Origin of the sequence: Peribacillus sp. FSL K6-5616, assembly GCF_038008245.1 — a bacterium.
Lineage (GTDB): Bacteria > Bacillota > Bacilli > Bacillales > DSM-1321 > Peribacillus > Peribacillus frigoritolerans.
Window position 1 is genome coordinate 2,541,852 of sequence record NZ_JBBOYT010000001.1, and the last position, 24,567, is coordinate 2,566,418.

The 24,567-nt window shown below is 40.4% G+C and carries 20 protein-coding genes and 3 pseudogenes; 6 read left to right on the top strand and 17 right to left on the bottom strand.

The features are described 5' to 3' along the window. Window positions 1-37: 37 nt before the first annotated feature. The 5 genes from MHB45_RS12130 to MHB45_RS12150 all read right to left on the bottom strand — a co-directional run bounded on the left by MHB45_RS12130 (window position 38) and on the right by MHB45_RS12150 (window position 7,016). Window positions 38-1,501, bottom strand: a complete 1,464-nt coding sequence (locus tag MHB45_RS12130; RefSeq protein WP_072273127.1) for an NAD-dependent succinate-semialdehyde dehydrogenase — start codon at window positions 1,499-1,501, stop codon at window positions 38-40. Window positions 1,502-1,559: 58 nt separating this feature from the next. Beyond that, window positions 1,560-2,855, bottom strand: a complete 1,296-nt coding sequence (locus MHB45_RS12135) for an MFS transporter (RefSeq protein WP_048683103.1) — start codon at window positions 2,853-2,855, stop codon at window positions 1,560-1,562. 132 nt (window positions 2,856-2,987) lie between these two features. Further along, on the bottom strand, window positions 2,988-4,232 hold the full coding sequence (locus MHB45_RS12140; RefSeq protein WP_226990445.1) for an iron-containing alcohol dehydrogenase: 1,245 nt from the start codon (window positions 4,230-4,232) through the stop codon (window positions 2,988-2,990). 117 nt (window positions 4,233-4,349) lie between these two features. Then, the gene (locus MHB45_RS12145) at window positions 4,350-5,555 is read right to left on the bottom strand and encodes a hydroxyacid-oxoacid transhydrogenase (protein WP_072273128.1); all 1,206 of its coding nucleotides are present in this window, start codon (window positions 5,553-5,555) and stop codon (window positions 4,350-4,352) included. Window positions 5,556-5,573: 18 nt separating this feature from the next. Then, complete coding sequence (locus MHB45_RS12150) at window positions 5,574-7,016, bottom strand: aldehyde dehydrogenase family protein (protein WP_048683109.1); 1,443 nt, start codon at window positions 7,014-7,016, stop codon at window positions 5,574-5,576. Window positions 7,017-7,589: 573 nt separating this feature from the next. On the opposite strand from MHB45_RS12150, the gene MHB45_RS12155 reads away from it, so the two are divergent. After that, complete coding sequence (locus MHB45_RS12155; protein WP_048683114.1) at window positions 7,590-8,255, top strand: GntR family transcriptional regulator; 666 nt, start codon at window positions 7,590-7,592, stop codon at window positions 8,253-8,255. A 762-nt stretch (window positions 8,256-9,017) separates the two neighbouring features. Here MHB45_RS12155 and MHB45_RS12160 read toward each other — a convergent pair. Genes MHB45_RS12160 through MHB45_RS12170 form a run of 3 tightly spaced genes read right to left on the bottom strand, consistent with a single transcriptional unit; the run spans window position 9,018 to window position 10,760 of the window. Continuing rightward, complete coding sequence (locus MHB45_RS12160) at window positions 9,018-10,154, bottom strand: zinc-dependent alcohol dehydrogenase (protein WP_340907890.1); 1,137 nt, start codon at window positions 10,152-10,154, stop codon at window positions 9,018-9,020. 15 nt (window positions 10,155-10,169) lie between these two features. Then, window positions 10,170-10,532: a spore coat protein gene (locus MHB45_RS12165; protein WP_048682441.1), complete on the bottom strand. Its 363-nt coding sequence runs from the start codon at window positions 10,530-10,532 to the stop codon at window positions 10,170-10,172. 12 nt (window positions 10,533-10,544) lie between these two features. After that, window positions 10,545-10,760: a hypothetical protein gene (locus MHB45_RS12170; RefSeq protein ID WP_048682438.1), complete on the bottom strand. Its 216-nt coding sequence runs from the start codon at window positions 10,758-10,760 to the stop codon at window positions 10,545-10,547. Window positions 10,761-10,947: 187 nt separating this feature from the next. Between MHB45_RS12170 and MHB45_RS12175 the strand changes: the two genes are divergently transcribed. Both MHB45_RS12175 and MHB45_RS12180 read left to right on the top strand, forming a co-directional pair. Continuing rightward, window positions 10,948-11,151 (top strand): hypothetical protein, encoded by a 204-nt coding sequence (locus MHB45_RS12175; RefSeq protein WP_048682434.1) that lies wholly within the window; start codon window positions 10,948-10,950, stop codon window positions 11,149-11,151. Further along, window positions 11,151-11,450 carry a spore coat protein gene (locus MHB45_RS12180; protein ID WP_048682429.1) on the top strand — a complete coding sequence of 100 codons (300 nt, stop codon included), beginning with the start codon at window positions 11,151-11,153 and terminating at the stop codon, window positions 11,448-11,450. The genes MHB45_RS12175 and MHB45_RS12180 overlap by 1 nt, the downstream gene beginning before the upstream one ends. A gap of 466 nt (window positions 11,451-11,916) precedes the next feature. On the opposite strand, the gene MHB45_RS12185 is transcribed toward MHB45_RS12180, so the two are convergent. Together MHB45_RS12185 and MHB45_RS28305 are read right to left on the bottom strand one after the other, a co-directional pair. Then, window positions 11,917-13,014 (bottom strand): major royal jelly family protein, encoded by a 1,098-nt coding sequence (locus MHB45_RS12185; RefSeq protein ID WP_235443510.1) that lies wholly within the window; start codon window positions 13,012-13,014, stop codon window positions 11,917-11,919. A gap of 454 nt (window positions 13,015-13,468) precedes the next feature. Next, complete coding sequence (locus MHB45_RS28305; RefSeq protein WP_375792913.1) at window positions 13,469-13,783, bottom strand: LysR substrate-binding domain-containing protein; 315 nt, start codon at window positions 13,781-13,783, stop codon at window positions 13,469-13,471. A 21-nt stretch (window positions 13,784-13,804) separates the two neighbouring features. Between MHB45_RS28305 and MHB45_RS12190 the strand changes: the two genes are divergently transcribed. The 3 genes and pseudogenes from MHB45_RS12190 to MHB45_RS28310 all read left to right on the top strand — a co-directional run bounded on the left by MHB45_RS12190 (window position 13,805) and on the right by MHB45_RS28310 (window position 15,037). Continuing rightward, entirely contained in the window at window positions 13,805-14,077 is a 273-nt protein-coding gene (locus tag MHB45_RS12190; protein ID WP_235443572.1) for a VOC family protein, read from the top strand. A 386-nt stretch (window positions 14,078-14,463) separates the two neighbouring features. Further along, window positions 14,464-14,796: pseudogene (locus tag MHB45_RS12195) on the top strand (IS4 family transposase); the annotation flags it as partial. A 133-nt stretch (window positions 14,797-14,929) separates the two neighbouring features. Continuing rightward, entirely contained in the window at window positions 14,930-15,037 is a 108-nt protein-coding gene (locus MHB45_RS28310) for a hypothetical protein (RefSeq protein ID WP_350494568.1), read from the top strand. Window positions 15,038-15,375: 338 nt separating this feature from the next. On the opposite strand, the gene MHB45_RS12200 is transcribed toward MHB45_RS28310, so the two are convergent. The 7 genes and pseudogenes from MHB45_RS12200 to MHB45_RS12230 all read right to left on the bottom strand — a co-directional run bounded on the left by MHB45_RS12200 (window position 15,376) and on the right by MHB45_RS12230 (window position 24,565). Then, entirely contained in the window at window positions 15,376-17,067 is a 1,692-nt protein-coding gene (locus tag MHB45_RS12200; protein WP_048679944.1) for an L-lactate permease, read from the bottom strand. Between the two features lie 610 nt (window positions 17,068-17,677). Next, window positions 17,678-18,231 (bottom strand): annotated as a pseudogene (locus tag MHB45_RS12205) (IclR family transcriptional regulator); the annotation flags it as partial. Between the two features lie 10 nt (window positions 18,232-18,241). Further along, window positions 18,242-19,021, bottom strand: a complete 780-nt coding sequence (locus MHB45_RS12210; protein WP_072273135.1) for a fumarylacetoacetate hydrolase family protein — start codon at window positions 19,019-19,021, stop codon at window positions 18,242-18,244. Window positions 19,022-19,045: 24 nt separating this feature from the next. Next, a pseudogene (locus MHB45_RS12215) lies at window positions 19,046-19,249 on the bottom strand (NAD-dependent malic enzyme); the annotation flags it as partial. Between the two features lie 98 nt (window positions 19,250-19,347). Beyond that, entirely contained in the window at window positions 19,348-21,528 is a 2,181-nt protein-coding gene (locus MHB45_RS12220; protein WP_202187380.1) for a malate synthase G, read from the bottom strand. Between the two features lie 211 nt (window positions 21,529-21,739). Beyond that, the gene (locus tag MHB45_RS12225) at window positions 21,740-23,206 is read right to left on the bottom strand and encodes an FAD-linked oxidase C-terminal domain-containing protein (protein ID WP_063593835.1); all 1,467 of its coding nucleotides are present in this window, start codon (window positions 23,204-23,206) and stop codon (window positions 21,740-21,742) included. Then, a complete protein-coding gene (locus tag MHB45_RS12230; protein WP_202187379.1) occupies window positions 23,207-24,565 on the bottom strand; it encodes a (Fe-S)-binding protein in 1,359 nt (452 codons plus the stop codon). Window positions 24,566-24,567 lie beyond the last annotated feature (2 nt).

Sequence of the window (24,567 nt, forward strand, 5' to 3'; positions counted from 1 at the left end):
GGATTCGACTTCACCTTAAGCCCTTTCTTGCCCTATTTTAAAAACCCATCGATATATATTTTTCTTCTAAATATTCTTCAAGGCCTTGATGGCCGCCTTCCCTCCCCATGCCGCTTTCTTTCATGCCGCCAAATGGGGCTTGTGCAACGGTGGGAATGGCGTCGTTGTAGCCGATGATGCCGAACTCCAGAGCTTCGGATACCCTGACTCCCCTGCTTATATTCTGTGTGTAAAAATAAGCGGCCAGCCCGTACTCTGTATTGTTGGCAAGCTCGATCACCTCTTCTTCTGTATCAAACGGAATGATTGGCGCGACCGGTCCAAATGTTTCCTGGTATGTGATGAGCATATCCTTGTTCACTCCACCCAGTACGGTCGGTTCATAAAATAATCCATCAGCCAATTCCCCTTCAACTCTTTGTCCGCCACAAAGAAGGCTGGCGCCTTTTTCCAAGGCATCTTGTACATGCTCCTCTACCTTTTCCAGGCCATCACTGCTGACAAGAGGCCCGACTTCAACAGTTGGATCAATGCTATTTCCGACTTTTAGAGCTTGTACCTTTTCAACAAAAAGTGCCGAGAATTCATTGATGACAGAACGGTGGACGTAAATTCGATTTGCGCATACGCACGTTTGTCCGGTGTTCCTGAACTTGCTTGCAACGGCACCAGCTGCTGCGGCTTCCAAATCAGCATCCTCAAAAACGATGAAGGGCGCGTGTCCTCCAAGCTCAAGGGAAAGTCTCTTGAGCTGCGGGGCTGACTTGGTAACCAGCAATTTTCCTACTTCAGTAGATCCGGTAAAAGATATTTTCCTTACTACCGGATTTTCAAAAATTTCATCCGAGATAGGTCCGGCACTCCCTGTTACGATACTGACCACTCCAGCAGGCACTCCCGCCATTTCCACCAATTTACCAAACGCTAATGCACTAATAGGAGATTGTTTTGCAGGCTTGACAATGACTGTACATCCAGCAGCCATGGCAGGTCCTACTTTCCGCGTCATCATGGCCAACGGGAAATTCCAAGGGGTAATGGAAGCAACCACTCCAATCGGCTGGCGGATCACCGATAGCCTTTTATTTGCGGCAGAAGCAGGGATCGTTTCCCCATAAATCCGTCGGCCCTCTTCAGCAAACCATTCCAGGTAGCTTGCAGCAAAATCCACTTCACCCCGGGCTTCCATTAAGGGCTTGCCCATTTCCATACTCATGATTTCTGCTAATTCATCTTTATATTCATGCATAAGGTCATGCAATTTCTTAAGATATTTACTGCGTTCCTGTGCCGTCAGTTTTGACCAGGTTTTAAACGCTTCCTCAGCAGCTGCAATTGCAGCATGCGTTTCTTGGCGTCCTCCACTTGGAATCCTTGCCACAACTTTCCCTGTTGATGGATTTGTTACTGGTAAAGTTTCTCCGTTATGTGCTGCAGTCCATTCACCGTTTACATACATTTTCAGTTCAGTTAAATTGACCAATCCACTAGTTTTCAGCATGAATATGTCTCCTTTTTTCGTTGGATTTGCAAAGCGATTCATTATATACACAAAAAGATTATAGCCCTGAAACTTTTGTTCCCCCGTCAATGTCCGTGTTAATCGAAATCCTTTCATTTTTAAGAACGAATGTATACCCCACAGCAGCAATTAGGCAAATGACTACAGGTATGATCAGGGCTATATTGAAATTATTGAATTTCGCTATTAAGATCCCTGTTGCTACTGGGGCAATCCAGCCAGCAAGGTTCCCCACGAAGTTTTGCAGCCCTGCAAGCTTTCCTTCCGCACCCTTTGGAGCAACATCCGAAACAGTGGCCCAGAGAATACCGGCAGCCAATCCTTCACCGCCGATTGCTATTGAGATATACGTAAGTGCCATTATGGCACTGTCTGTATAGATAGTCGGTATTATGGCTAATGGAAAAAGCATTCCGATGGTTAAAACAGTTTTTCTTGCTTTGATGGAATTCCAGCCTCTTTTAATTAAGAAATCCGACAACACACCTCCTAAAATATTTCCCAGAAAGGACATGATCCAAGGTAGCATCGTAAAAAAACCGGCTTTTAAAAGAGTCATTTCCCTTTCGACTACAAGATAAGTGGGAAGCCAGGTCATCATTAAATACGTAAGATAGTTATGGGCAAACAAGCCGTATAACATAGGGTAAACACTTCTGAATTTAAAGAATTTAAATGGTGAGAAGTTTAGTGTCTTCGCTTTTTCGGTTTGAGTTTGCTCCTCTTTGATATAGGCTACTTCGGCCTCGTTTGCAATCTTACTTTGCTCTGGATGGTTTTTGAAAAAGAATAACCAGAATGCCAGCCATACAAAACCGATGGATCCAATTACCACAAAGGATGCTTGCCATCCCCAAGCCTGGATGATCCATGCTAAAATGGGTGTTGTTATGCCAATCCCGATAGCTGTACCAGAATTAAATATCCCGTTTGCAATGCCCCTTTCGTGTGACGGCAGCCAGTCTGAAATAACGCGCGTATTGGTTGGAAAAGCTGGAGCCTCTCCGATTCCCATTAAAACGCGGATACCGATCAGTCCGCCAAGCGAACGTCCCATTCCAGTAAACACCGTACAGAGCGACCACCAAACGATGGCAATCGAATACGTTAAGCGTGCCCCCAATTTATCAACGATTACCCCGACCGGGATCTGCATTAAGGCATACGACCAAAAGAACGCTGACCCCAATATCCCGAATTCTACTGCCGAAAGCGAAAGATCCTTCATCATCGAGGGTCCTGCAATGCCAAGAATTGCCCTATCCATATAATTGATTGTTGTTGCGACGAAAAGGAGTACCACTACAAGCCATCTTCCATTGGTCTTTTTCATACGTCACCTCATTAGATAATTATATTCAGGTAGAAAAATACTGCGGGAAATCCATGTGTCCGAAAAAAGTTAAAAAGGGGAAACTGATTTGAAATCCCCTGAAATTCAGGTGATTTTCAAATTGAATGGTTTTTATATATTCACGATGGCCGTTTCTGAATTTTTTCCACTGCTTGCATTTCGATTACCATAATTAAATCCTTCAAAGTCACCCTCATAAGCCTTCTCTATAATCAGTTGGATATCCGATGCCTTCGTCAGCCTTGGATTAACGACCACGTTACCGCTTCGCATGGAATCTTCCACTAATTTCGGCAAAACGTCCAATGAGACTCCAAGATCTTTAATATTAAGAGGAATATTCATGCTCCGATTCATTTCGATGATGGTTTCGATTGCTTTCTCGGCAGCTTGCGCATTGGATAAACCGCTTACATCCCTTCCTAAAGCTATTGCAATTTCTCTATACTGATCCTCACATGCCGGCAGGTTGAATCTCATGACGAATGGCAATAGTGCTGCATTTGCGATGCCATGCGGGATATTAAAGACTCCTCCAAATGTATGGGAAATGGCGTGTACATTACCCAGTCGGGATTGCGAAAAGGCTGCACCAGCTAACAGGGAGGCTACAAGCATGTTTTCCCTGCTTTCCATGTCCGTTCCTACAAAGTACGATCGTGTTAAATTTTCACCGATCATCTTCATGGCCTGCATCGCGAAAGCCTTGCTGACAGGGTTGGCAGATTTGGAGGTGTAAGATTCAATTGCATGAGTAAGAGCATCCATACCAGTAGCTGCAGTAATCTCTTGAGGCAAATTCAATGTAAGGGCAGGATCCAATATAGCTAGCTTTGGAAACAAAAGTGAACTAAGTACACCTAATTTAAAAGAGGTTTCCTTATTCGTTACCACTGTCGAATTAGTAGCTTCACTGCCAGTTCCAGCCGTAGTCGGGATTGCTATGATCGGGAGCGGGGGATTGGAAATCTTTCCAACTCCTTCATAATCCAGGATATGGCCGGGATTAGTAGCCATTGCCGCGATGCCCTTTGCAGTGTCAATGCTGCTTCCTCCGCCTACAGCCAGAACCGCCTCCATCTTTTGTTGCTTAAGATACACTGTCCCCTGTTGGATTGTTTGAGCTGATGGATTAGGCTCCACCTCATCGTAAATCTCAAAAAAAAGGTTTGCCGAGGCAAGGGATCTTTCAATGCCTTGTAAGAGACCGGCTCCTCTAACCCCTTTATCTGTTATGATCAGCACACTCGATACACCTAAATCCCTAATTAGCTCCCCTGTTTTTCCAGATATTCCGTTACCGCACTCCACCCGTGTCGGCATACTATATGTAAAAGGCATAAGAGACATTTTCATCTTCCTCTCCAATTATATTCTATTAGACGGTGAAATCCTTTCCGCCCCGGTCTGCAGATCCATCATGAATCGTTATGATGCTTAACCTTCCAGGGACACCGTTCCTTTAAAAGCAATCTATAAAGCTTTTCTAAGTAATTCTTCTAAACTGTGCTGGGTTGGCATTCTTGGGTTATTCCGAATCAGGCGATCGATTTGGAGGGTTTTCTCAGCAATTTCGGGAATATCCTCTTCTTTGATCCCAATCTCCGTCAGCTTTGTAGGCAGTCCAATTTCCCCAAGCAGGGTAAGCACAGCTTTTGAAGCAGCCAAAGCGGCTTCCTTTTCGGAGAGGCCATCCGAGTTCACATTGAATGCCTGGGAAATCCTCACCATTTTTTCTGTTTCTACAGCTGCATTATATTCCATGACATATGGAAGCAAGAGCCCGGTCACCTCTCCATGCGGCGACTTCACAAGCCCTCCAATTGGGTAAGCCAATGCATGGGCTGCTGCTGTACCTGCATTTGAAAAGGACATTCCAGCAAGCAGGCTACCCATTAGCATATTGGAACGTGCCTCGAGATTGCTCCCTTGCTGCACCGCAAGAGGCAGGTTTTTTGCAATCAATTCAATAGCTCTGTAGGCGAGTGTATCGCTTATGGGGATTGAACCTTGGAATAAAATGTTTCCTTCTGCCTGGATATATGCAGAAGGTTTGGCTGTGTATGCCTCTATCGCATGTGACAGAGCATCAATTCCGGAACAAGCTGTTACATAAGCGGGTAGCCCTAACGTTAATTCTGGATCAAGCAGAGCAACGGTTGGTCTTAGGTAGTTATCCGAGATACCAACTTTTAGGTTATTTTCCACATCGGTCAATACCGCCACTGATGTCACTTCTGAACCGGTTCCAGCCGTCGTCGGAATCGCTACAAGAGGGGCGATTGGTCCAGGAACCTGGTTTTCTCCGCCATAATAGTCCAAGGGGTGTCCGCCATGGGCGACCAACAAAGCGACAATCTTCGCCATATCAATGCTGCTTCCTCCGCCAAGGCCAATTACTGCATCAATATCCATTTGAGATTTAGCAAACTTATAACAGTCCATCGCCGAATCTACCGGAGGCTCCGGTACGACCTGGTCATAGATAACTGTTTCGTAATTTGCTTGTTCCAACAACGATGAAATTCTGTCTACGATTCCTGCATTTTTGATCCCTGGGTCAGTAACGAGCAAGATGTTTTTCGCCTTTAACCTTTGGAGGATCACATCCAATTGCCCGATTGCCCCGTTTCCAAATACGATTCTTTCGGTAGAATAAAAATCCCATGTATTTCTCATATTCCTTACCTCCCAAGTCTAAAGATTGATGACGACAAGTTTTTCGTCTGTCATCTCTTGCACGGCATAATGCGGTCCTTCTTTGCCAATTCCGCTGTCCTTCACGCCGCCATACGGCATGATGTCAGCACGGTATGTAGAAACATCATTGATGATCACACCGCCAAAATGAAGTTCCAGTGTTGCCCGCATGGCTAAAGTGATATCGGATGTAAATAAACCAACTTGTAAGCCGAACTTTGTATCATTGGCCTGACAGAAAGCCTCCTCGATGCTATCGAAAGGAATGATGCTGATCACCGGTGCGAACACTTCCTGGCAGACTACCTTCATTTCCGGTTTCACATCTATTAATATAGTAGGTTCCAGAATCGATTCCCTCCTTTTCCCTCCATATAGCACTTTGGCCCCTAGACGCCCAGCCTCCTGAATCCATTCTTCCGCACGCCTTGCTTCCTTCTCGGAAATCATAGGACCAATGTCCGTGGAAGGATCTGCAGGATTTCCGACCTTCAAGCGCTGTGCCACCATGACTGCCTTCTCCACAAACACATCGCAGATATCTCTATGAACGTAGATGCGCTGCACAGAGATGCAGGCTTGCCCTGCATTCACATACCCCCGCGTGACACAGAGCTCAACTGCTCTGTCTAAATCAGGGACATCCTTGTGAATGATATTTGGGGAGTTATTCCCTAATTCCAAGGTAACCTTACGAATTCCCGTACTGCTCTTAATGTGCCGGCCTACGCCGGGACTCCCTGTAAAAGTGAACATCGCAATTCGTTCATCCTCCAAAAGGTATTGACCTGTTTCCTGCCCAACCCCGTTTACCACATTCAGAAAACCTGCAGGCAATCCAGCTTCGGAAAAAATTTCTGCGATCTTGCATGCAATGAGCGGCGTCATTTCAGCAGGCTTCAACACGATTGTATTACCCGCTGCCAACGCAGGAGCCACCTTGTGGATGGTGAGATTGAACGGGAAGTTAAATGGGGTGATCGCACCGATAACTCCAACAGGAACCCTGATGGTGAAAGCCATCTTATTGTCGTTTCCAGACTGCCCCAAAGGAACGCCTGTACCGGCAATCCGTTTTGCTTCTTCCGCTGAAGCTATCATCGTTTGGATCCCTCTATCGATTTCCCCTCTGGCATCCTTCAATACTTTACCGACTTCCTGAACCAGAATCATCGCCAGCTCTTCTTTTCTCTCTTTAGCGATATCCGCTGCACGCATTAGAATCTCGTATCGTTGATTGGAATCTAGCTTTCTCGTATTAAAGGTTTCCAATGCATTGGTCACCGCTTCAGAAACAATTTCGCGGGATGCCCTGCCAATCCGGCCAATTTCTTCTTTGTTATATTTGTTCATAACAGCGATAGTATGTTGATCGGATATCCATTGCCCATTTATGAAATGGCCATAAAATGCATTTTTTCTACTTAGCGATGTGCTCATTGAAGATTCCTCCTTTGAAAAATAACGATCACATTTTTTCACTTCACAGTTATTTCTGCTAATAGATGGAACAAATCCAATCAGGAAAAGCTTAATATAAAGCACTTTCGTTCCAAACTTATGATTTTGTCTGCCTATCAATGGCTCTTTAGCAAACTTTTTATCTTATAGAATCCCATTCCCAAAATCATATGTAATCGTTTCCAAAAATATATCACATAATATACAATTATGTAAATAATTAAAATTAAAAAGATTCAGTCTATCAGTTAAAAACATCGTTAATACAGCATATTTAACAGTAGACAATATATTTATATTAAATATTTCATAATTATTTTAAAGATTTTATATATAATTCCTCCAATTTATATCAAATATCATATATAATTATCAGTAAGGAAGATATATTTTTGCAGCTTTTCAGCAGATTATGCGGTCTCCTTCCAAACTGTCTATTCTTGATATCAATATGGATTCACTTTATCTTATTGATAGGGGCTGCTTCAGTTATAATTTAATTTGTTACAACACTTTTTCTCATAGAAATTTTTTTAAGTTAGGGGCATTTCGATGATAAAGGAAAAAGAACGCGGGGAGACTACGGAATATGTCTACAATTTATTAAAAGAAAAGATTTTTGAATGGGATTTATCGCCGGGACAAAAAATCAATATCAGCCATTTAACCCGGGAAATCAACATTAGCGCCATACCTCTCAGAGAAGCATTATCTCGTTTGAACTCTGAGAACTTAGTCATCTTAGAACCAAATAAGGGGTATCGGGTCAGTGACATATTAGATACTGAAAATATGGCGAAATTGTTGGAGGCCCGGATATTACTGGAGACGCATGCGGTCCGGAATATTATCCGCTTAAATAATATAAGCGTGACGGAAGAAATGGCCGCGCTTACAGATGAAATGTTTTCCACAAACACAGGTGCTTCCAACAAAAAAATACTAGATTTTACTCATTTAGATCAACAATTTCATCATGCCATCATGAACGCTGGAGGAAACCCGTTTTTATTTGAAGCATATAAAGGCATGCACTGTCATCTTCATATAGGCCGGTTTTATCACGTCAAAGGTGAGATCGACCAAAAAGACGCACCATCGGAACACATGGAAATCATTGAGGCCATCCGGACAAGGGATGTATACAGAGCCGAGATTGCGATCTCCAGCCACATACAGGATTCCATAGATCGTTTATTGGAGAGGACAAAAAGATAATACTTGGAAGCTATTGAGGATAATCTTCTTCGGATATCAGTCATCGTAATCGCTTTGATCAAATTTCCGGAATATTCAAGTGGGTTTAAACAGACATTCCCATCTCAAATGCTTGGAAAAAAAGGGATAGAAAAACATGTGAAAGATTTATGCACCAAGAAGTAAACAAGTAGATCAAAGGGATGAAACCGAAGACAAAAGAAAAGAAGCCTTTTGATGCTTCTCTTGTTTTGAAAGATGATGGATGGATCGATTGAATTAAAAAAAAAAACATTTGCTAAATCAAAGTAACAAACTAAAATCCCTATCACAATTGATAGGGATTTTACCATGAAAGACTATATGCTGAATGATTCGCTGAGTGAATCCACTTAATGCTATAACCTTTTCTGATTTTGATCTCCAAAGAAAAGAAATAGTATATGCAATAAATCCAAACGAAAAAAGTAAAAAATAACAAAAACCCAATAACTAAATTGCCCCTTTAATTTTTTTAGGTCGCGGGTTTTACTTAATGAAAAAACCTCTTTCAAAAAAAGATAGCTTAGAGCACAAAAAAAAACGATTTTCCCTTAACGTGGGCAAAATCGTCTTTTCTGGTGCTTAATTTGAATAAGGTAAATGTAGCTCTCAAGACAGGGGTGTTCACTTTTCTTAAATCTTCTTCTATGCGTATTTCATCCAGAAGTAAAAATCACTTCCAAAAGTTAAAAAAGGGTTTGATACCTTCAAATCTATTTTTCCAAATGAAAACAACCATCTTTATGGCTTAAGGACCACTTTAATACATCCATCTGTCCTTGTATCAAACACTTCATACCCATGCTTTGCTTGGTCAATTGGAAGTACATGGGTTACAACATCGCCAGGATCTACTTTTCCTTCTGATATTAGTTTATAAAGGTAGGGCATATAAGGAATAACAGGAGCCTGTCCGGTTTTAATATCCACGTTTCTTTGGAAAATATCTCCTAGGGGGAATCCATTATAACGGCCGCCATAAACGCCTGTTATTTGTATGGTTCCCGCCTTACGAACGGCTTGGGACGCAATTACAATCCCTCCCATGGCTCCCCCATGTAATTTAAGACCCGATACAAGATATTCCATCGGGGTCATTTTGCCACTCATCCCGGAACAGTCAATAACGATATCTGCACCACCTTTAGTGATTTCTTTAAGGTATTCGCCAGTGTTTTCATATTGTGCAAAATTTACGGTTTCGACTTTATTCGTCCTTTTTGCATGCTCTAAACGATAATCAAGATGGTCGACAGCAATCACCCTTTTCGCCCCTTTAAACCAAGCGAATTTTTGAGTGAGTAGACCTACAGGACCACAGCCTAAAACGATAACCGTATCGCCAGATTTGACACCTGCGTGATCTACACTCCAGAATGCTGTGGATGCTGCATCAGCGAGCAACACCAATTTTTCATCTTCTACCTCGCAGTCTTCTGGGATTTTGAAAGGGGTAAAGTTTCCATAAGGAACACGCATATATTCAGCTTGCCCGCCGGCATACCCACCAGTTGTTTCTGAGTATCCAAAAAAACCACCCATTTCCCCATGAGGATTTGAATTATCGCACTGACTTGTAAGGTCGTGGTCGCAATACCAGCAGCTCCCGCAACTAACGTTAAAGGGGATAATGACCCGGTCTCCCTTCTTTACCTTAGTTACCCCTGGTCCAACTTCCTCAACAACCCCCATCGGCTCATGACCAATGACATAATCTGTAGGCATATTGGGAATTAATTGATGAATTAAGTGCAAATCGGAGCCGCAAATCGCTGAAGTAGTGATTTTTACAATAATATCATCCGAATTTTTGATGTTAGGGTCTTTAACTTCTTTAACCTGTACATTTTTATTGCCCTGGTAAGTTACGGCTTTCATGATGCTTTTCCTCCTTTATTTATTCGGCGTTGCGAACATGCCGAGTCTGTCAGTATCATTCGGGAAAAGATTCATTCCAGCGATACTAACCGCCATATCGGCTGATTTCAAATCTAATTCCACCTGTTTACCTACATCGTTCGGATAAAGCCAGCCCTTCCTGATCATTAAATCGGATAACTCACCATGTAAGTCAATAGATTGCTCCATTTGCTGGTACAACGCTTTTCTCAATGCAGGATTCGCTGTTTCAGATAATGCAATACCATAAGTATGAATCCCACTTTTGATAGAGAGTAGAAAATCTAACGCGAAAGAGGAATCAGCCATTTCCGGCATATGTTCAGCGCCTTGAGGATCTAAAAAATCCATTTCCATTTAAATTTCACCTCATTTTTCATAGTTTGTTCGGGCTTCTTTATAAAAACCCTTTAGCTCGTTTATAGCAGCTATAGATTGTTGTACGTCTTTTTCCATTAATGCTTTTAAGTCATTGTCAAAGCAAATTCCTTGCATTAATTTAGATCTCATCAAACCTATTGTTTTAAAATTTAAAATTTCATGCGTTTCCATGGTTTCATGAAATGCCAAGCTTTCATTTTCCATACGTTAACCTCCCTAATCTATATAACAAAAATACCTTTCCCAGTTCATCTGTTTGTTATACGGAATATTGACCGATAGGTAGTTTTTTTCGCAAAATATACGCTACCTTTGCAAATGATGATGTATAAAAACTTTTGTATTACGAAAGATATTGAAGTGAATTCTCAAAGAAATGGAGTGAAAAATCATGACGAAAAATTTAGGACTGCATGAGACTTTAGAGGCGCACGAAATTTTAACTTTCAAGAGTCTTTGTCTAACAAAGTCCTCTACAATGAGCAGTTTAGTGCAGGATACAGAACTACAAAATATTCTATTAAAAGACATGAGGGCTGGGACACAAGATATTCAAACACTGCAGGAAATTCTGATGAATCGAGGGGAACGGTAATGACAAATTTTTTGCAAAATATGGCGGGTATGGGTGGCATGACTGATCAGGTGATTGCAACGGACTTCTTAATATCCGCAAAATCAGGAATTAGAAATCTTGCTTTTGCCATTACAGAAACAAAAACACCTGAATTGAAAGCAGCCTTAAGAGAACAGCTTCGTGTCGCTGTAGAAAGACATGGAGAGATAAGTAACTATATGATTTCAAAAGGTTACTATCATCCACATGATTTAAGTGAACAATTACAAGTTGATTTAAATACAGCAAATACAGCCCTAAACCTTCCCCAACAATAAAGTCTACTCATAGATGTGAGAACAGACAGATCACACAGGGGTTCGGGCAAATGGAAAAAAGCAATGAATTTCTCAAATTTGAGATACATTGCTTTTTTTAGGGGTATATTATAGCTAGTTCTTATAAAGGTAATGTAGATGATCCTGGGAAAGGGATTGTTTCCAGGCAATCTCATATCTCTTTCTCAGCAAAGAAAACCACCCGCGTAGGAAACAAAAGGGTGGTTCCCGATCAATCTTTAATCACCAAACATGGATCCTAGTTTTGTTCAAAATTTTTCCTCTTACCGGAAGTTGATACTTATGTAGCTTCGTGCCTATGGTGCTTTATTTATACTTTTAAATCTAAGATGAAGCAGGCTTTTCAATTTGAGTTAAGTCACTTCTTTATCATAGGACAGTTGCGGGAATATCTGACAAAAAAGGCAGCTCCCTGATGGGGGATAGCTACCTTCGTTTACGATTACTATGAAAAGGTAGGGGCAGGGAATTCATCGATTCTCATACGAAGTAAACTATATGGTTTTTCCCGCAGGTCTCTTCCATAATGAAATCTTGCCTGCCGATGTAATTGATTCACAATGACATATAAGTATTGATCGGGACCAATCGAAAAAGTATCCGGCCATAAAATTCTCGGGTCATGTGCGATGGTTTCCATTGCGCCATTCGGCAATATCTTCCGGATACTATTGTTTTCATAGTCTCCCGCATAAACGATTCCTTTTGCGCTGGTGATCATTCCATCAGACCCACCTTTTTCCCCCAAATACTGCACATATTGGGATAAATTCAGGTCCTGTATCCTTCTGTCTCTTAGGGCTTCTGTTGAGATCGAGAACAGCTGACGGCTGGTTAGCGGAGCATAAAATAAAACCTTTCCATCAGGAGAAATCGCTAAACTATCGGAAGCCAATCTAAATGGGAAAGTCGAGCCGTCCGGGTTTCGATTCATCAAAATTTCACCTTCTACTTTCGGTAAAAAATAGGGATCAGGTGAAGTTGATATTGCCCCATTTAACCGTCTAAACGCGTTCCCATTTTCTAAATCTACGACGATAATAGCCCCTGGCCCTCTGGAAGAAGAATCCGTTATATATGCATAGCCTGCTCTTCCAACCCGAAAATCCAAACGGACATCATTCAGATAAGCTGTTGGCAAGACAACATCTTCTGTAAAGGTATATACTCTCCTTATTGTATTCGTGCTTAAATCAACAGCAACTAATTTTGCTCCCCCTTGAATAGGTTCAGAAAAATTTGGTGCCCCTGTATCTAGTACCCAAAGCGTTCCTCTTCCATCAGCAACGATACTTTGGACACTGACGAAAGACATCTTAATATTCCCAGTATTAACCAAATTGGTTTCTACACTGGGATAAGGATGCAATTCACCCTCAACAATTTCCGCCACAGTAAATTGAACGTCGTCTCCCCATTTCGGAAAGCATACAAAAATACGACCGGTTTCGGAAACGCTGACACCTGTAGGCATAGCCCCATAAAAAGCATGCACCAGTTCAAACTGCCCAAAATATTTTTCCATAGGTAACATAGGTTGCATGATATCCTCCTCATCAAATCCGAACGGATATCACCTATATATGATGAAAATTTTTTGTGGTGACTGGTTCTTGATAAATTTTTCTATCGTGATGGATGCTGTGGGTTTATTAGTCCTGGAGAAACCTCCAGCAGCCTGGATAGAAAATAAATCTGTCTCATTTAAAGGGGAGTATTTTTAAGTTTAGTGTAACTTTTTCATCCTGAGCATAAGTAAGAATTTTTAGAAGCCTATAAAGTGGGCGGATATTCATTTAATATAGATTATTTAAGAACCTCATTTACTTATGATACGGTTCCCCGTAACGAATCGAAATGAGGTTATAAAACCATGAATATATTTTATTTTTCATTTAAAGATCTACTTTACCACAGTCAAAACTAATACCTGTTTCATTTTTTTTTGCCATTTTTCAACGTTGAAGTCTTTTACTTTTGAGTAAATATTTTGGTGTCTAAAAAAGTTTTGAAAATTCTTTTGCTGCTTTTGATAAATAACTATTCTTTCTCCAAATTACTTTGGGTTCAGATATTAAGGTCTGATCCTTTAGCTGAATGACTCTCAATCCTCCCAATGAATGGAGGGATAATAACGAGAGCGGTAAGATCGTTGCACCAAACCTCGATGAAACGAGACCAAGTAACATAATTAAATCCTGACATTCGCACAGTATATTTGGTTCTAAATCCGTATTATTTATGGCGAGAGGAAGAATATAAATGATAAGTAAAATGGAACACATAGCCATCATTGTACCGATATGGATCATAGTATTCAATACTATTCAGATATGTTTGGATTTAAGGTTCGTCTTAGGGGATTTTTATATCTGGAAAAACAGCCTAGTATGGAAATTGAATTAATTCGAGATATTGATCCTATTGGTGTGTATAACAAAAGTGGGGTTGTTAACCATCTTGCTTTTACTGTAGATGATATTAACCAAACAATTAGTCATTATGAGAAAAAAGGGATTAAATTTTTATCGATCCAGCCACAATCAACACTTGAAGGCGGCCTTATGATTTTGTTTTATGGACCTAATGGTGAATGCTACAACTGATTGAACGAGAAAAAAATTAAAACTATTTAATGAGAAATACTTTCTCTAACGGGTTTTATGTCAGCGAAAATGGGGTGGGCATCTTTTTAGGTGTCCAACCCATTTTATTTAGAATTAAAATAGTCATGTCGACACTAGGTCTACAGCATCTCAGCAGTATATCGATATTTCGAGGACTTTCATGATATCAGGTTTCGTTGGGCTTTGCCTAGCATATACGGTTAGTGATATCGAAAATTCCTTATGCTCTTCAAGCATTTTGGTTGAAAATAAGTTCACTAGGGGTAGCGTCACATGTCCATCACGCTAAGTTAAAATTACACCCTTAAAGAGAAAGAACGCTATGCTTATCGTTAGTAGTTTACGAGAAAGGACGGTGTTTTTTAATGAATTCTATCATTTCAAATGAACTGAATCTTTTCACACAAGAGCTACAATACTTTTTATCTCCAGTAGTCTTACAAGCTGTTTCCAAACAAGTTGGCTTTGTACAGCGATCTAGTAAGTATCATGCAAACAAACTCATTGTCCTTTCCGTATGGCTCAGTCAGAAAATCGCTAGCACATCACTCACAACACAATTGTGCAGTCCGTTAGAGGCTTATACTGAGGTAATGTTTAGCCCAGAAGGAATGAATTAACGCTTTAATCCTGCAGCTGTTGCATTTCTGTTCCAATCAATCGCTTTCTGCACACAGATTTCTACTTTCAATCGTATCCTATTTTAGACATTCCCTAATCCAAAGAAAGTTCAACCAAGAAAAAATAAAATACCGTAATAGCCGAAATGCCACCTCTTCACCTCTATATCATATATCCACCAACTTTTGATGAAGATGGCTAAAGAACAAGATGATTTATGAAATTCAACTGTTGTTACCTGGTATTTCAAAAGCATTACTGACACGCCAGGTGAGAGAATTTGAAGAAGACCAAATAATCACAGAGATGTATATTTAAAAAGTTCCTCCAAAAGGAGAATACTGGATATAAACCTTTAGGTCGAAACTCTATTGCCCCAACTTTTTGGCAGAAGTAACTATAAATTCCCCATAAAAATTAGTTTTATTAATCATATGGTGTTCAACAAGAGGTGGGACTTTATATCCTTCTTGGATTTAATTCTATAAGTGCGCCATCAACTTCATATGTAGCTATCTTTCTTTTCCAATGAAAAAACACCATTTAAAAGTCGTTTGACAAAACTTGCGACTTTTAAATGGTGTTTTTCTTATTTTTATCAACTCATATTGATCTCATATTTACTCTAAATAAAGATATTTGCTTTGCAATCTTACTTAAGGAATCATCCAGGATAACACCCCATTCTGCAAATATGTCATGATTCCAACAATAACCACCAGTATAATACTATGCTTTATAGTGAATCGAAACAAATCTGATTCTTTCCCTGCTAGGCCTACTGCGGCGCAAGCTACTGCAATTGATTGAGGCGAAATCATCTTTCCGGTAACTCCGCCTGAAGAGTTTGCTGCCACTGCGAGCACCGGATCCATGCCTATTGAAGTAGCTGTAACTTTTTGCATGTTACCGAATAGTAAGTTGGCTGAAGTATCAGAACCAGTAATGAACACTCCTAGCCAGCCTAGTATAGGAGAGAAGAAAGGGAATAAAAATCCTGTTTTCGCCAATACCATCCCCATAGATGTGCTCATTCCTGAAGAGTTTGTCACATAAGCGTATCCTACAACAGAAGCGATTGTGATAATGGGAAATTTAAGTTCGTTTAGTGTTTCACCGAATGTAACTATCCAACCCTTCCAAGAAATTTTTACAATATATTTCGTAATGATTGCTGCAATCAGAACCGCTGTACCAGCAGCACCTAGCAATTCCAGCTTGTAAAAGGCAGGTATCGCTTCTCCCGCAGCGTTTATAATCTTATTATTTAATAAAGGAACGTTGGGTATAAACGAAAATGCATGCCCTATAGAATTAATCGTTGATAAAACAACATTTGTTCCTTCATAGTGTCCTGTTAGTGCCTGCTTTATGGTTGGAATTCCCCAAAGGGAGATTACTCCCGTTAAAACCAGGAATGGTGACCACGCTTTAAAAATTTGTCCGCCGGTATAAGTTGGCTTGTGGCCAGAAGGTTCATTTACAGCAAGTGTTGCAGCCATTTCTTGTTCGGCTGAAAAACGGAAGATGGTTTTCGGTTTCCAAAATTTAAGGAAAACTGCTAAAGCAAGTAATGAAACAAGAGCCGATAAAATATCCGGAAGTTCTGGTCCAAGGAAGTTAGAGCTTAAGAATTGTGTTACAGCAAAAGTAATACCAGTTACTAAAATTGCAGGCATGACTTCGAAGGCTTTTTTAAAGCCTGCCATAATCACGATTAAATAAAATGGTATGACTACAGATAAAAACGGTAATTGGCGACCAACCATTTTTGAAATCTCCATCGCAGAAATTCCGGTAGGCCCCTCAAGCGCAATAATTGGTGCTCCTATTGCACCAAATGCAACCGGTGCTGTATTGGCAATTAAACACAAGCCAGCTGCATATAAAGGATTGAACCCAAGGCCAACAAGTAGTGCAGCAGAAATGGCAACAGGAGCACCGAAACCAGCGGCTCCTTCAAGAAATGCCCCAAATGAGAACGCTACCAAAAGTGCCTGAAGACGACGGTCTTCCGTAAGTGAAACAACTGAATTACGAATAATATCAAATTGTCCTGTTTTTACGGTTAATTTATAAAGGAAAACTGAACTGATAATGATCCAACCAATAGGCAAAACCCCGTATACTGCCCCGTGTGTAGCAGACATAATCGCCATTTGTGTTGGCATTCCAAATGCAATAACCGCCAACATCAAAGCAATTAATAGCGTCGTGAGCCCTGCCAGATACCCTTTCATTCTCTTCACTGCCAATGCCCAGAAGAAATAAAGTATTGGAATTACTGCCACGATAGCGGATAAAGCGAGGCTATCTCCTACCACTGTAAAGTTTTGTGTATATGTCATATTGTACCCTCCAATTTATAGTCCCTAAAAGTAACCGCTTACATATTTTTATTAAAATATGCTACCATTTCTTCTGCTCTAATTTACAAGAAAGTGAAAAAAATTTGAATCCACTTAAAATATTCAATTTTTTCGTGTTGTAAAGTCCGGATGTTTGTGATTTTATCTTGGTTGCGTAATGATAAAATCATAATAGTGCTTGTCCGGTAAAGGGACTATAAAGTACTTTAAACCTTTAGTTACTAAAGGTTTATTGCGACTAAGGTGAGATATACAAAAAGAAATACGCTAGGAAATCTGCTGTCTTCTCTACATAATATTTCCCTTAACACTTTCTATCGGCATGATAACACTCTATAAGACAACAATTCCCCTTTCTGTTTCGTATTAAGAAACAATGTTTCTGTAAGTTTGCGAAAAAACACTATCGTTTAGTAACTATATAAGTAGTTGTTATACAACAAACACTAATCCTATTTTAATTATACAAATTATTGGTAAAATTTTAAAACCAATATCAAAATTTGCCCGATTATTTTGAAAAAAAGATAAATCGGGCAAATTTTCTTTGAAAAAAAATCCTAAAAATATATTGGAAAGTAATTCCACTTTAAAATCCAAGCCTTGTTGAAATTTTCTTTCCAATTTGAATCATCTGTAACTGTAGTAGATCGATTCGCTGTTCAGTCATACGCATTGTTGGACCAGATCTGATGCCAGCAGCAATGACTTTCCCCGAATGATCGAAAATAGGAACGGCAATACAAGTAATTCCGTATTCATTTTCTTCTAAATCCAATGATAGCCTTTAATTCTAACCTGAATGAATTCTTGAAGGAAATCATCTTTATTCGTAATCGTTTTGTCAGTATGCATTGGCATTCCCTTTTGCTCAAGAATGTTAAGCAAGACATTAGATGGCAAATAAGCAAGAATTGCTTTGCCGACTGAAGTACAATGCATGGGTTCTCGTTTTCCAACTTTATAGTGCATTCGCAGCATTTCGTTTCCTTCCAGCTTTTCAATATACACCACTTCACCTTGGTCATAAACAACTAGATGGATAACCTTATTTGTAGTATTCTCCAGTTCTTGCAAGTATTGCCTTGCTTCCGATCTAAAATCAATTGATTCCAGCAATTTGGAACTAACCTCTAAAAATTTTTAACCGTACCTAATACGCTCTTGCACCTTCTTTAGCCGTAACAAATGTATTTCGAAGATTTCCAATTTCCTTTATTTCACATTCTATAACGTCGCCTGCGCCGACCAACTCTGCTCCAACAGGACTACCTGTTAAAATTACATCTCCCGGTTTAAGTGTCATAACTTTTGTCAGATAGGAAACCATTTTGCGAATTGGAATAATCATCAGTTCAGTTGCACTGTTTTGTTTTTCAACATCGTTCAGTTTTGCTTTGACCTTTACATTAAAAGGATCAAGTACGGTTTCAATAACAGGACCTAATGGAGTGAACGTGTCAAATGATTTACCAATTGTCCAGTGGCCATCCTGGTGGAAAAACTGAGGTGCTGTTACGTCATTTCCAACTGTGTATCCAAAAACATAATCCAGTACGTCGGATTCAGGCACATTTTTTGCCTCTTTCCCAATGACAATCGCTAATTCGGATTCAAACTTTACTTCCTTGATACCCTCTGGAATGATAATTTCATCTTCAGGTCCAATCACTGATGAAGTTGGCTTAAAGAAGAATACTGGAATTTCCGGGAACTGTTCCGGAAGATCCTCCACATTTGAAACGAAGTTTGCACCGATTCCAATGATTTGATTTGGTTCTAGGGGTGCAATAGACTTAACTTCACCCTGAGAAAATGTTTGGCCTGTATACTCCCAAGCACCAAAAATATCGCCCTTAATTACTCTTATTATACCTTTTTCTTTAACACCTGTATGAATGGAAGAATTAGCTATAAACCTAGTAAACTTCATTGTTTTATTGCTCCTCTCAGACTTCTATTTCGGTTTTTTTCTCGCAACACCAGACTGTATTGCTGCCTCTGCTACATCATTGGCGACAGATTCTACTACTCGGTTGTCGAAAGCATTTGGTATTACATAATCATGTGTCAGTTCTTGAGGCTGAATTAAGTTTGTAATTGCATAAACCGCTGCCACTTTCATTTCCTCATTAATTTCAGAAGCGAACACCTGAAGTGCAGTTAGTTGTTGAAACTGCAGTACTTCAATTAAATTAGCAATATACTCTTTACATTGTAAATCGTGACGTTGTAAAAAATAGAATGTCCCCTAGTTGTTTATTGTTTTATAGCAAACTTTGCTTTTGCTTCAATGCGGCGACGATGCAATATTGGCTCAGTGTAGCCACTTGGCTGATTATAACCTTCAAAAATCAGGTCACATGCAGCTTGAAATGCCACCGAATCGTCAAAATTCGCAGACATTGAGCGATATGCAGCGTCTCCAGCATTTTGTTCGTCTACTACTTTAGCCATACGCTGAAGCGTCTCTAGCACTTGTTCCTTTGTTATGATACCGTGGTGTAGCCAGTTCGCCATGTGTTGGCTGGATATACGTAAGGTTGCACGATCTTCCATAAGTCCCACGTCGTTGATATCAGGTACTTTCGAGCAACCAACTCCCTGGTCCACCCAGCGAACAACATAACCTAGCATAGTTTGAGCATTGTTATCAATCTCTTCCTGTATTTCCTCCGGGCTCCAATTAGAATGTTTCGCAACTGGGAATTGTAAAATGTCATCCCTCAAGTCTCTAGATTCACTGATCTTTTCATTTTGGACCTTCGTTACATCAACTTGATGGTAGTGCAGTGCATGCAATGTAGCTGCAGTAGGTGATGGAACCCACGCCGTAGTTGCACCTGTTTTTACATGTCCAATCTTTTGTTTTAACATTTCATCCATCAAGTCCGGCATAGCCCACATACCCTTTCCAATCTGGGCACGCCCCTGGAAGCCGCTTACAAGGCCTGTATTAACATTCGATTTTTCATAGGCTTGCAACCAAGTGGATGATTTCATTTCACTTTTTCGAATCATTGCTCCCGCTTCCATAGAGGTATGGATTTCATCACCAGTACGGTCTAAAAATCCGGTATTTATGAATACTACCCGTTCCTTAACTTCGCTTATGCAAGCTTTTAAGTTTAAAGATGTGCGGCGCTCCTCATCCATAACACCAATTTTTAGAGTATTCCGTTTTAGACCGAGCAATTCCTCTACTTGATCAAATAGATGGTTGGCAAAAGCGACCTCTTCTGATCCATGCATTTTAGGTTTAACGATGTAAATGGATCCTTCGGATGTGTTTTGGTATGGGCCGTTTCCTAAAAGAGTATGTTTTCCAAGAAGACTAGTGATGATTGCATCTAAAATTCCCTCTTGGATTTCCTCCCCATTTTGATCTAAGATTGCATTATTCGTCATTAAATGACCTACATTACGAACAAACAAAAGTGAACGACCTGACAAAGACAATTCTTCTCCCGTCGGGGTCAAATAAACGCGATTAGGATTAAGAGTTCTTGTCATTGATTTATTGCCTTTTATGAAGGTAGCAGATAAATCTCCTTTCATTAATCCTAACCAGTTACGGTAAACTAGAACTTTATCCTCGGCATCTACCGCAGTTACTGAATCTTCACAGTCCATAATCGTCGTTACTGCTGCTTCTAATAGAATATCTTTAACGCCAGCCTCGTCAGTTTTTCCGATTGGATGACTGAAATTGAATTGAATTTCAAAGTGCAGGCCATTATTTTTCAAAAGTACAGCACTTGGATTTTGTGGTTGTCCTTGATAGCCAGTTAATTTCGATTCGTCCTCAAGTCCTGTCGTTTCTCCATTCCGGAGTGCAACATTCAGCTTTCCAGACTCAATTGTGTATTTTACAGCATCTTTATGAGAAGCTTCCCTTAATGGAGCTGCTTGGTCAAGAAACTCTCTTCCAAACTCAATAACCTTAGCACCACGAACTGGGTTGTAGCCACCTTCTCGATGTGCACCATCTTCTTCACTGATTGCATCTGTACCATAAAGTGCGTCATAAAGGCTTCCCCAGCGGGCGTTGGCGGCATTGATTGCATAACGAGCATTATTAACTGGAACAACCAGTTGCGGTCCAGCTTGGTTAGCTACTTCGGCATCCACCCCTTCAGTGGTGATCTTGAAGTCTTCAACCTCTGGTTCAAGATATCCAATTTCTTTTAAAAATGATTTATACTCTTCAAAATCAAAATCATTATTATTTTTTCGATACCAAGCATTTATTTGATTTTGAATCTCTTCACGATGTGCCAATAATTCCTTATTTTTAGGAGTTAATTCATTGACCAAATTTTCTAAACCAGACCAAAACTGATCACGATCCACTTCACTACCTGGAAGAGCTTCTGAATTAATAAATTCAAATAATTCCGTTGCAACTTGAAGATTCCCTGATTTAATATATTTTGTCATTATAAGTTCCTCCTTGTAAATCAAGATTTTATTTTAAATAATTCTTCTCTGGAAAAAAGTAATTTGTTCACTCTAGGATGTAATTATCCTAATTGCTCTGTTTGTTTGTTATTACAAAACAACGCTTCTTTATCTGTGTATAAAAACGATGGCACGAGAAATGAATTGGCTTCATCCGTTTTATTGACTGCGCCTTACTAGACAAACATATTTAAGATATAGCAGCTGCTTCTTTTTCTTTTAAATCTCTTTTTATCTCAGCACAGCGTCCCGGCATCGGGAATAATTTCCCTGCATTTAAAAGGTTATGAGGATTGAATACTTCTCGAATATCTGTTTGTGCAATAATCTCTTCGTCAGAAAAGACGAATCGCATTTCCTCTATTTTTTCAATCCCCACTCCGTGTTCACCTGTAATCGTCCCCCCAACATCAGCACATGCTTTTAAGCAGGCACTACCAGCTGCCAGGGCCTTTTCGCTTTCCCCAGGGATTCTGGCATCGAAAAGAACAAGTGGATGTAAATTCCCATCACCCGCGTGGAAAATATTAGCGATTCGCAAGCCATATTCTTCGCTGATTCGATTGATTTTGTTTAATACCTCGGGCAATTTGCTTCGTGGAATGACACCGTCCTGTACTAAATAGTCCGGTGAAATGGCTCCCATGGCACCAAATCCTGTTTTACGATTGGCCCACCATCTACCTCTTTCGAGTTCATCCTGTGCTACCTTCACTTCAAGTACATTCCTGTACTTACACACTTCCAAAATTTGTTCGATTTGCTCTTCAATACCTGCTGAGATTCCATCCACTTCAATGAGTAGGACAGCCTCAATATCACTTGGATGACCTACTGGAAAAGCAGCCGCCTCCACTCCCTCAATCGCTGTTTTATCCATCATTTCAAGCGCTGCCGGTACGATTCCTGCTGAAATTATATCAGACACGGCCTGACTTCCGTCCTCCACTTTATCAAAGTAAGCAAGAACAGTTTGTTTCGCTTCCGGGTTTTTCAATATACGAACAGTGATTTTCGTTACAATGCCTAATGTTCCTTCAGAACCTGTCAACAGACCGAGCAAATCATATCCAGGAGAATCAGGAATTCCATTTTCACCCATTTCTATAATTTCCCCGTTTGGCAGTACTACTTCCAGCCCTAGGATGTGATTCGTGGTTACTCCATACTTAAGACAGTGAGCCCCTCCAGCATTCTCTGCGACATTTCCGCCAATTGTACAACAATATTGGCTAGAAGGATCCGGAGCATAATAATATCCTTTATCAGAGATAGAGTTCGTGAGTTTAAGATTGATAAAACCAGGCTGTACAACAGCACGCCTATTTTCGAGATCAACGCTTAATAGCTTCTTCATCCTTACCAGACTGATAATGACTTCTTCATTTAAAGGTATAGCACCGCCACTTAATCCAGTTCCAGCGCCACGGGCTAGGAACGGCAGTTTATTTTCGGAACAATATTTAACTAGTTTAGCTACTTCCTGAGTATCTTTTGGAAACACAACTGCTTTAGGTAAGTGTCTATGAAGCGTAAATCCATCGCTATCATAGGCAAGCAGATCCTCTTTGTGAAATAGAATTGAATTGGCGTCGCCAACAATAGCCTCTAAATTTTTTATATGTCGATCATTCGATTTTATTTTTTTCGGTGCCATTTACTGTCCCCCCTTTAGATCATCCTCTTTTTGATAAGCCCAATCCAGAAGCTGAATTGTATGGACGACTTTTTGATTTCTACCATATTTCTGTACCCCCATTGCCATCTGAAGCATACATCCTGGGTTACCCATTGAAATCATCTCAACATCGCCTGGCACATTTTGCATTTTGCTTTCTAGCACGGCACCGGCCATTTCCGGATTAGTGATGTTATATATACCTGCACTTCCACAGCAGCGATCAGCGTTTGGCATATGTACCATTTCAACTCCTGGAATACTAACAAGAAGGTCTCTCGGTTCCTGGCGAATTCCTTGACCATGTGCTAAATGGCATGCGTCATGATATGTGATACGAGTGTTCAATTCAGCTTTTGGTATTTCATAGCCTGTTTCATGAATATATTTAGAGATGTCCTCGACCTTAGCGGAAAATTTTTCAGCTTTATCATGCCAGTCAGGCTCTTCCCGAAACAATTCAGCATATTCCTGAAGCATACAGCCGCATCCTGCTGCGTTAACGATTACTTTATCAGCATCCTTAAACGCTTCGATATTCTGTTTCGCCAGCTTTCTTCCAGTTTCGCGGTCACCGGCATGAACATGTAAGGCTCCACAGCAAGTTTGGTTTTGCGGAATTGTCACATCATTTCCGTTTCGTGTTAAAACATTAATCGTGGACTGATTAATATCACTGAACATAACGTCCATCACGCAACCTGTCATAAACGCCACTTCGGCTTTCGTTTTTCCTAATGCTTTGATCACTTTTTCATTTTTGTATTTTTTGCGTACAGGCTCTTTAATTTCGGGCATAATTGCTTCCATCTCAATTAAATGCTGTGGCATAATATTCATTAACCCTATTTTGCGAACCACTTTCTGCAATCCGCTCTTCTGATAGAACTTTAATAAACTCCCCACTGTATTCAGTCTGTTTTGATGTGGGAACATTCCTTCAAGTACTAATCTACTTACTTTTCCTTTCACTCCTGTCAATGGAATCGCCTGACGAATTTGTCCGCGAGCCTCTTCAATTAATCCTCCGACATCTACATTCGCCGGACAAGCAGTGGTACATGCACGACAGTCAAGACAAGCAAAAACAGGATCCATGAATTGCTCGTTCACCTCAAGCTTTCCTTCTGCTACTGATTTGATAAGATGGACACGACCACGGGGAGAATGCTGTTCCTGGCCTGTTAGCTCATATGTTGGGCAGGATTCCAAACACATACCACAATGTACGCAATCTGCCCATTTGTTTTCATCAGGCTTATCACTCCATAGATAGTTGCTTAAGCTATTAGATGTACATGATGGATCTTGCTTTATATCAACTTCTCTCAGACTCACTA

Coding starts and splice junctions, on each gene's coding strand:
- MHB45_RS12130 (WP_072273127.1), bottom strand. CDS start 1,501: ATGCTGAAAACTAGTGGATTGGTCAATTTAACTGAACTGAAAATGTAT.
- MHB45_RS12135 (WP_048683103.1), bottom strand. CDS start 2,855: ATGAAAAAGACCAATGGAAGATGGCTTGTAGTGGTACTCCTTTTCGTC.
- MHB45_RS12140 (WP_226990445.1), bottom strand. CDS start 4,232: ATGAAAATGTCTCTTATGCCTTTTACATATAGTATGCCGACACGGGTG.
- MHB45_RS12145 (WP_072273128.1), bottom strand. CDS start 5,555: ATGAGAAATACATGGGATTTTTATTCTACCGAAAGAATCGTATTTGGA.
- MHB45_RS12150 (WP_048683109.1), bottom strand. CDS start 7,016: ATGAGCACATCGCTAAGTAGAAAAAATGCATTTTATGGCCATTTCATA.
- MHB45_RS12155 (WP_048683114.1), top strand. CDS start 7,590: ATGATAAAGGAAAAAGAACGCGGGGAGACTACGGAATATGTCTACAAT.
- MHB45_RS12160 (WP_340907890.1), bottom strand. CDS start 10,154: ATGAAAGCCGTAACTTACCAGGGCAATAAAAATGTACAGGTTAAAGAA.
- MHB45_RS12165 (WP_048682441.1), bottom strand. CDS start 10,532: ATGGAAATGGATTTTTTAGATCCTCAAGGCGCTGAACATATGCCGGAA.
- MHB45_RS12170 (WP_048682438.1), bottom strand. CDS start 10,760: ATGGAAAATGAAAGCTTGGCATTTCATGAAACCATGGAAACGCATGAA.
- MHB45_RS12175 (WP_048682434.1), top strand. CDS start 10,948: ATGACGAAAAATTTAGGACTGCATGAGACTTTAGAGGCGCACGAAATT.
- MHB45_RS12180 (WP_048682429.1), top strand. CDS start 11,151: ATGACAAATTTTTTGCAAAATATGGCGGGTATGGGTGGCATGACTGAT.
- MHB45_RS12185 (WP_235443510.1), bottom strand. CDS start 13,014: ATGCAACCTATGTTACCTATGGAAAAATATTTTGGGCAGTTTGAACTG.
- MHB45_RS28305 (WP_375792913.1), bottom strand. CDS start 13,783: ATGATCCATATCGGTACAATGATGGCTATGTGTTCCATTTTACTTATC.
- MHB45_RS12190 (WP_235443572.1), top strand. CDS start 13,805: ATGTTTGGATTTAAGGTTCGTCTTAGGGGATTTTTATATCTGGAAAAA.
- MHB45_RS28310 (WP_350494568.1), top strand. CDS start 14,930: ATGATTTATGAAATTCAACTGTTGTTACCTGGTATTTCAAAAGCATTA.
- MHB45_RS12200 (WP_048679944.1), bottom strand. CDS start 17,067: ATGACATATACACAAAACTTTACAGTGGTAGGAGATAGCCTCGCTTTA.
- MHB45_RS12210 (WP_072273135.1), bottom strand. CDS start 19,021: ATGAAGTTTACTAGGTTTATAGCTAATTCTTCCATTCATACAGGTGTT.
- MHB45_RS12220 (WP_202187380.1), bottom strand. CDS start 21,528: ATGACAAAATATATTAAATCAGGGAATCTTCAAGTTGCAACGGAATTA.
- MHB45_RS12225 (WP_063593835.1), bottom strand. CDS start 23,206: ATGGCACCGAAAAAAATAAAATCGAATGATCGACATATAAAAAATTTA.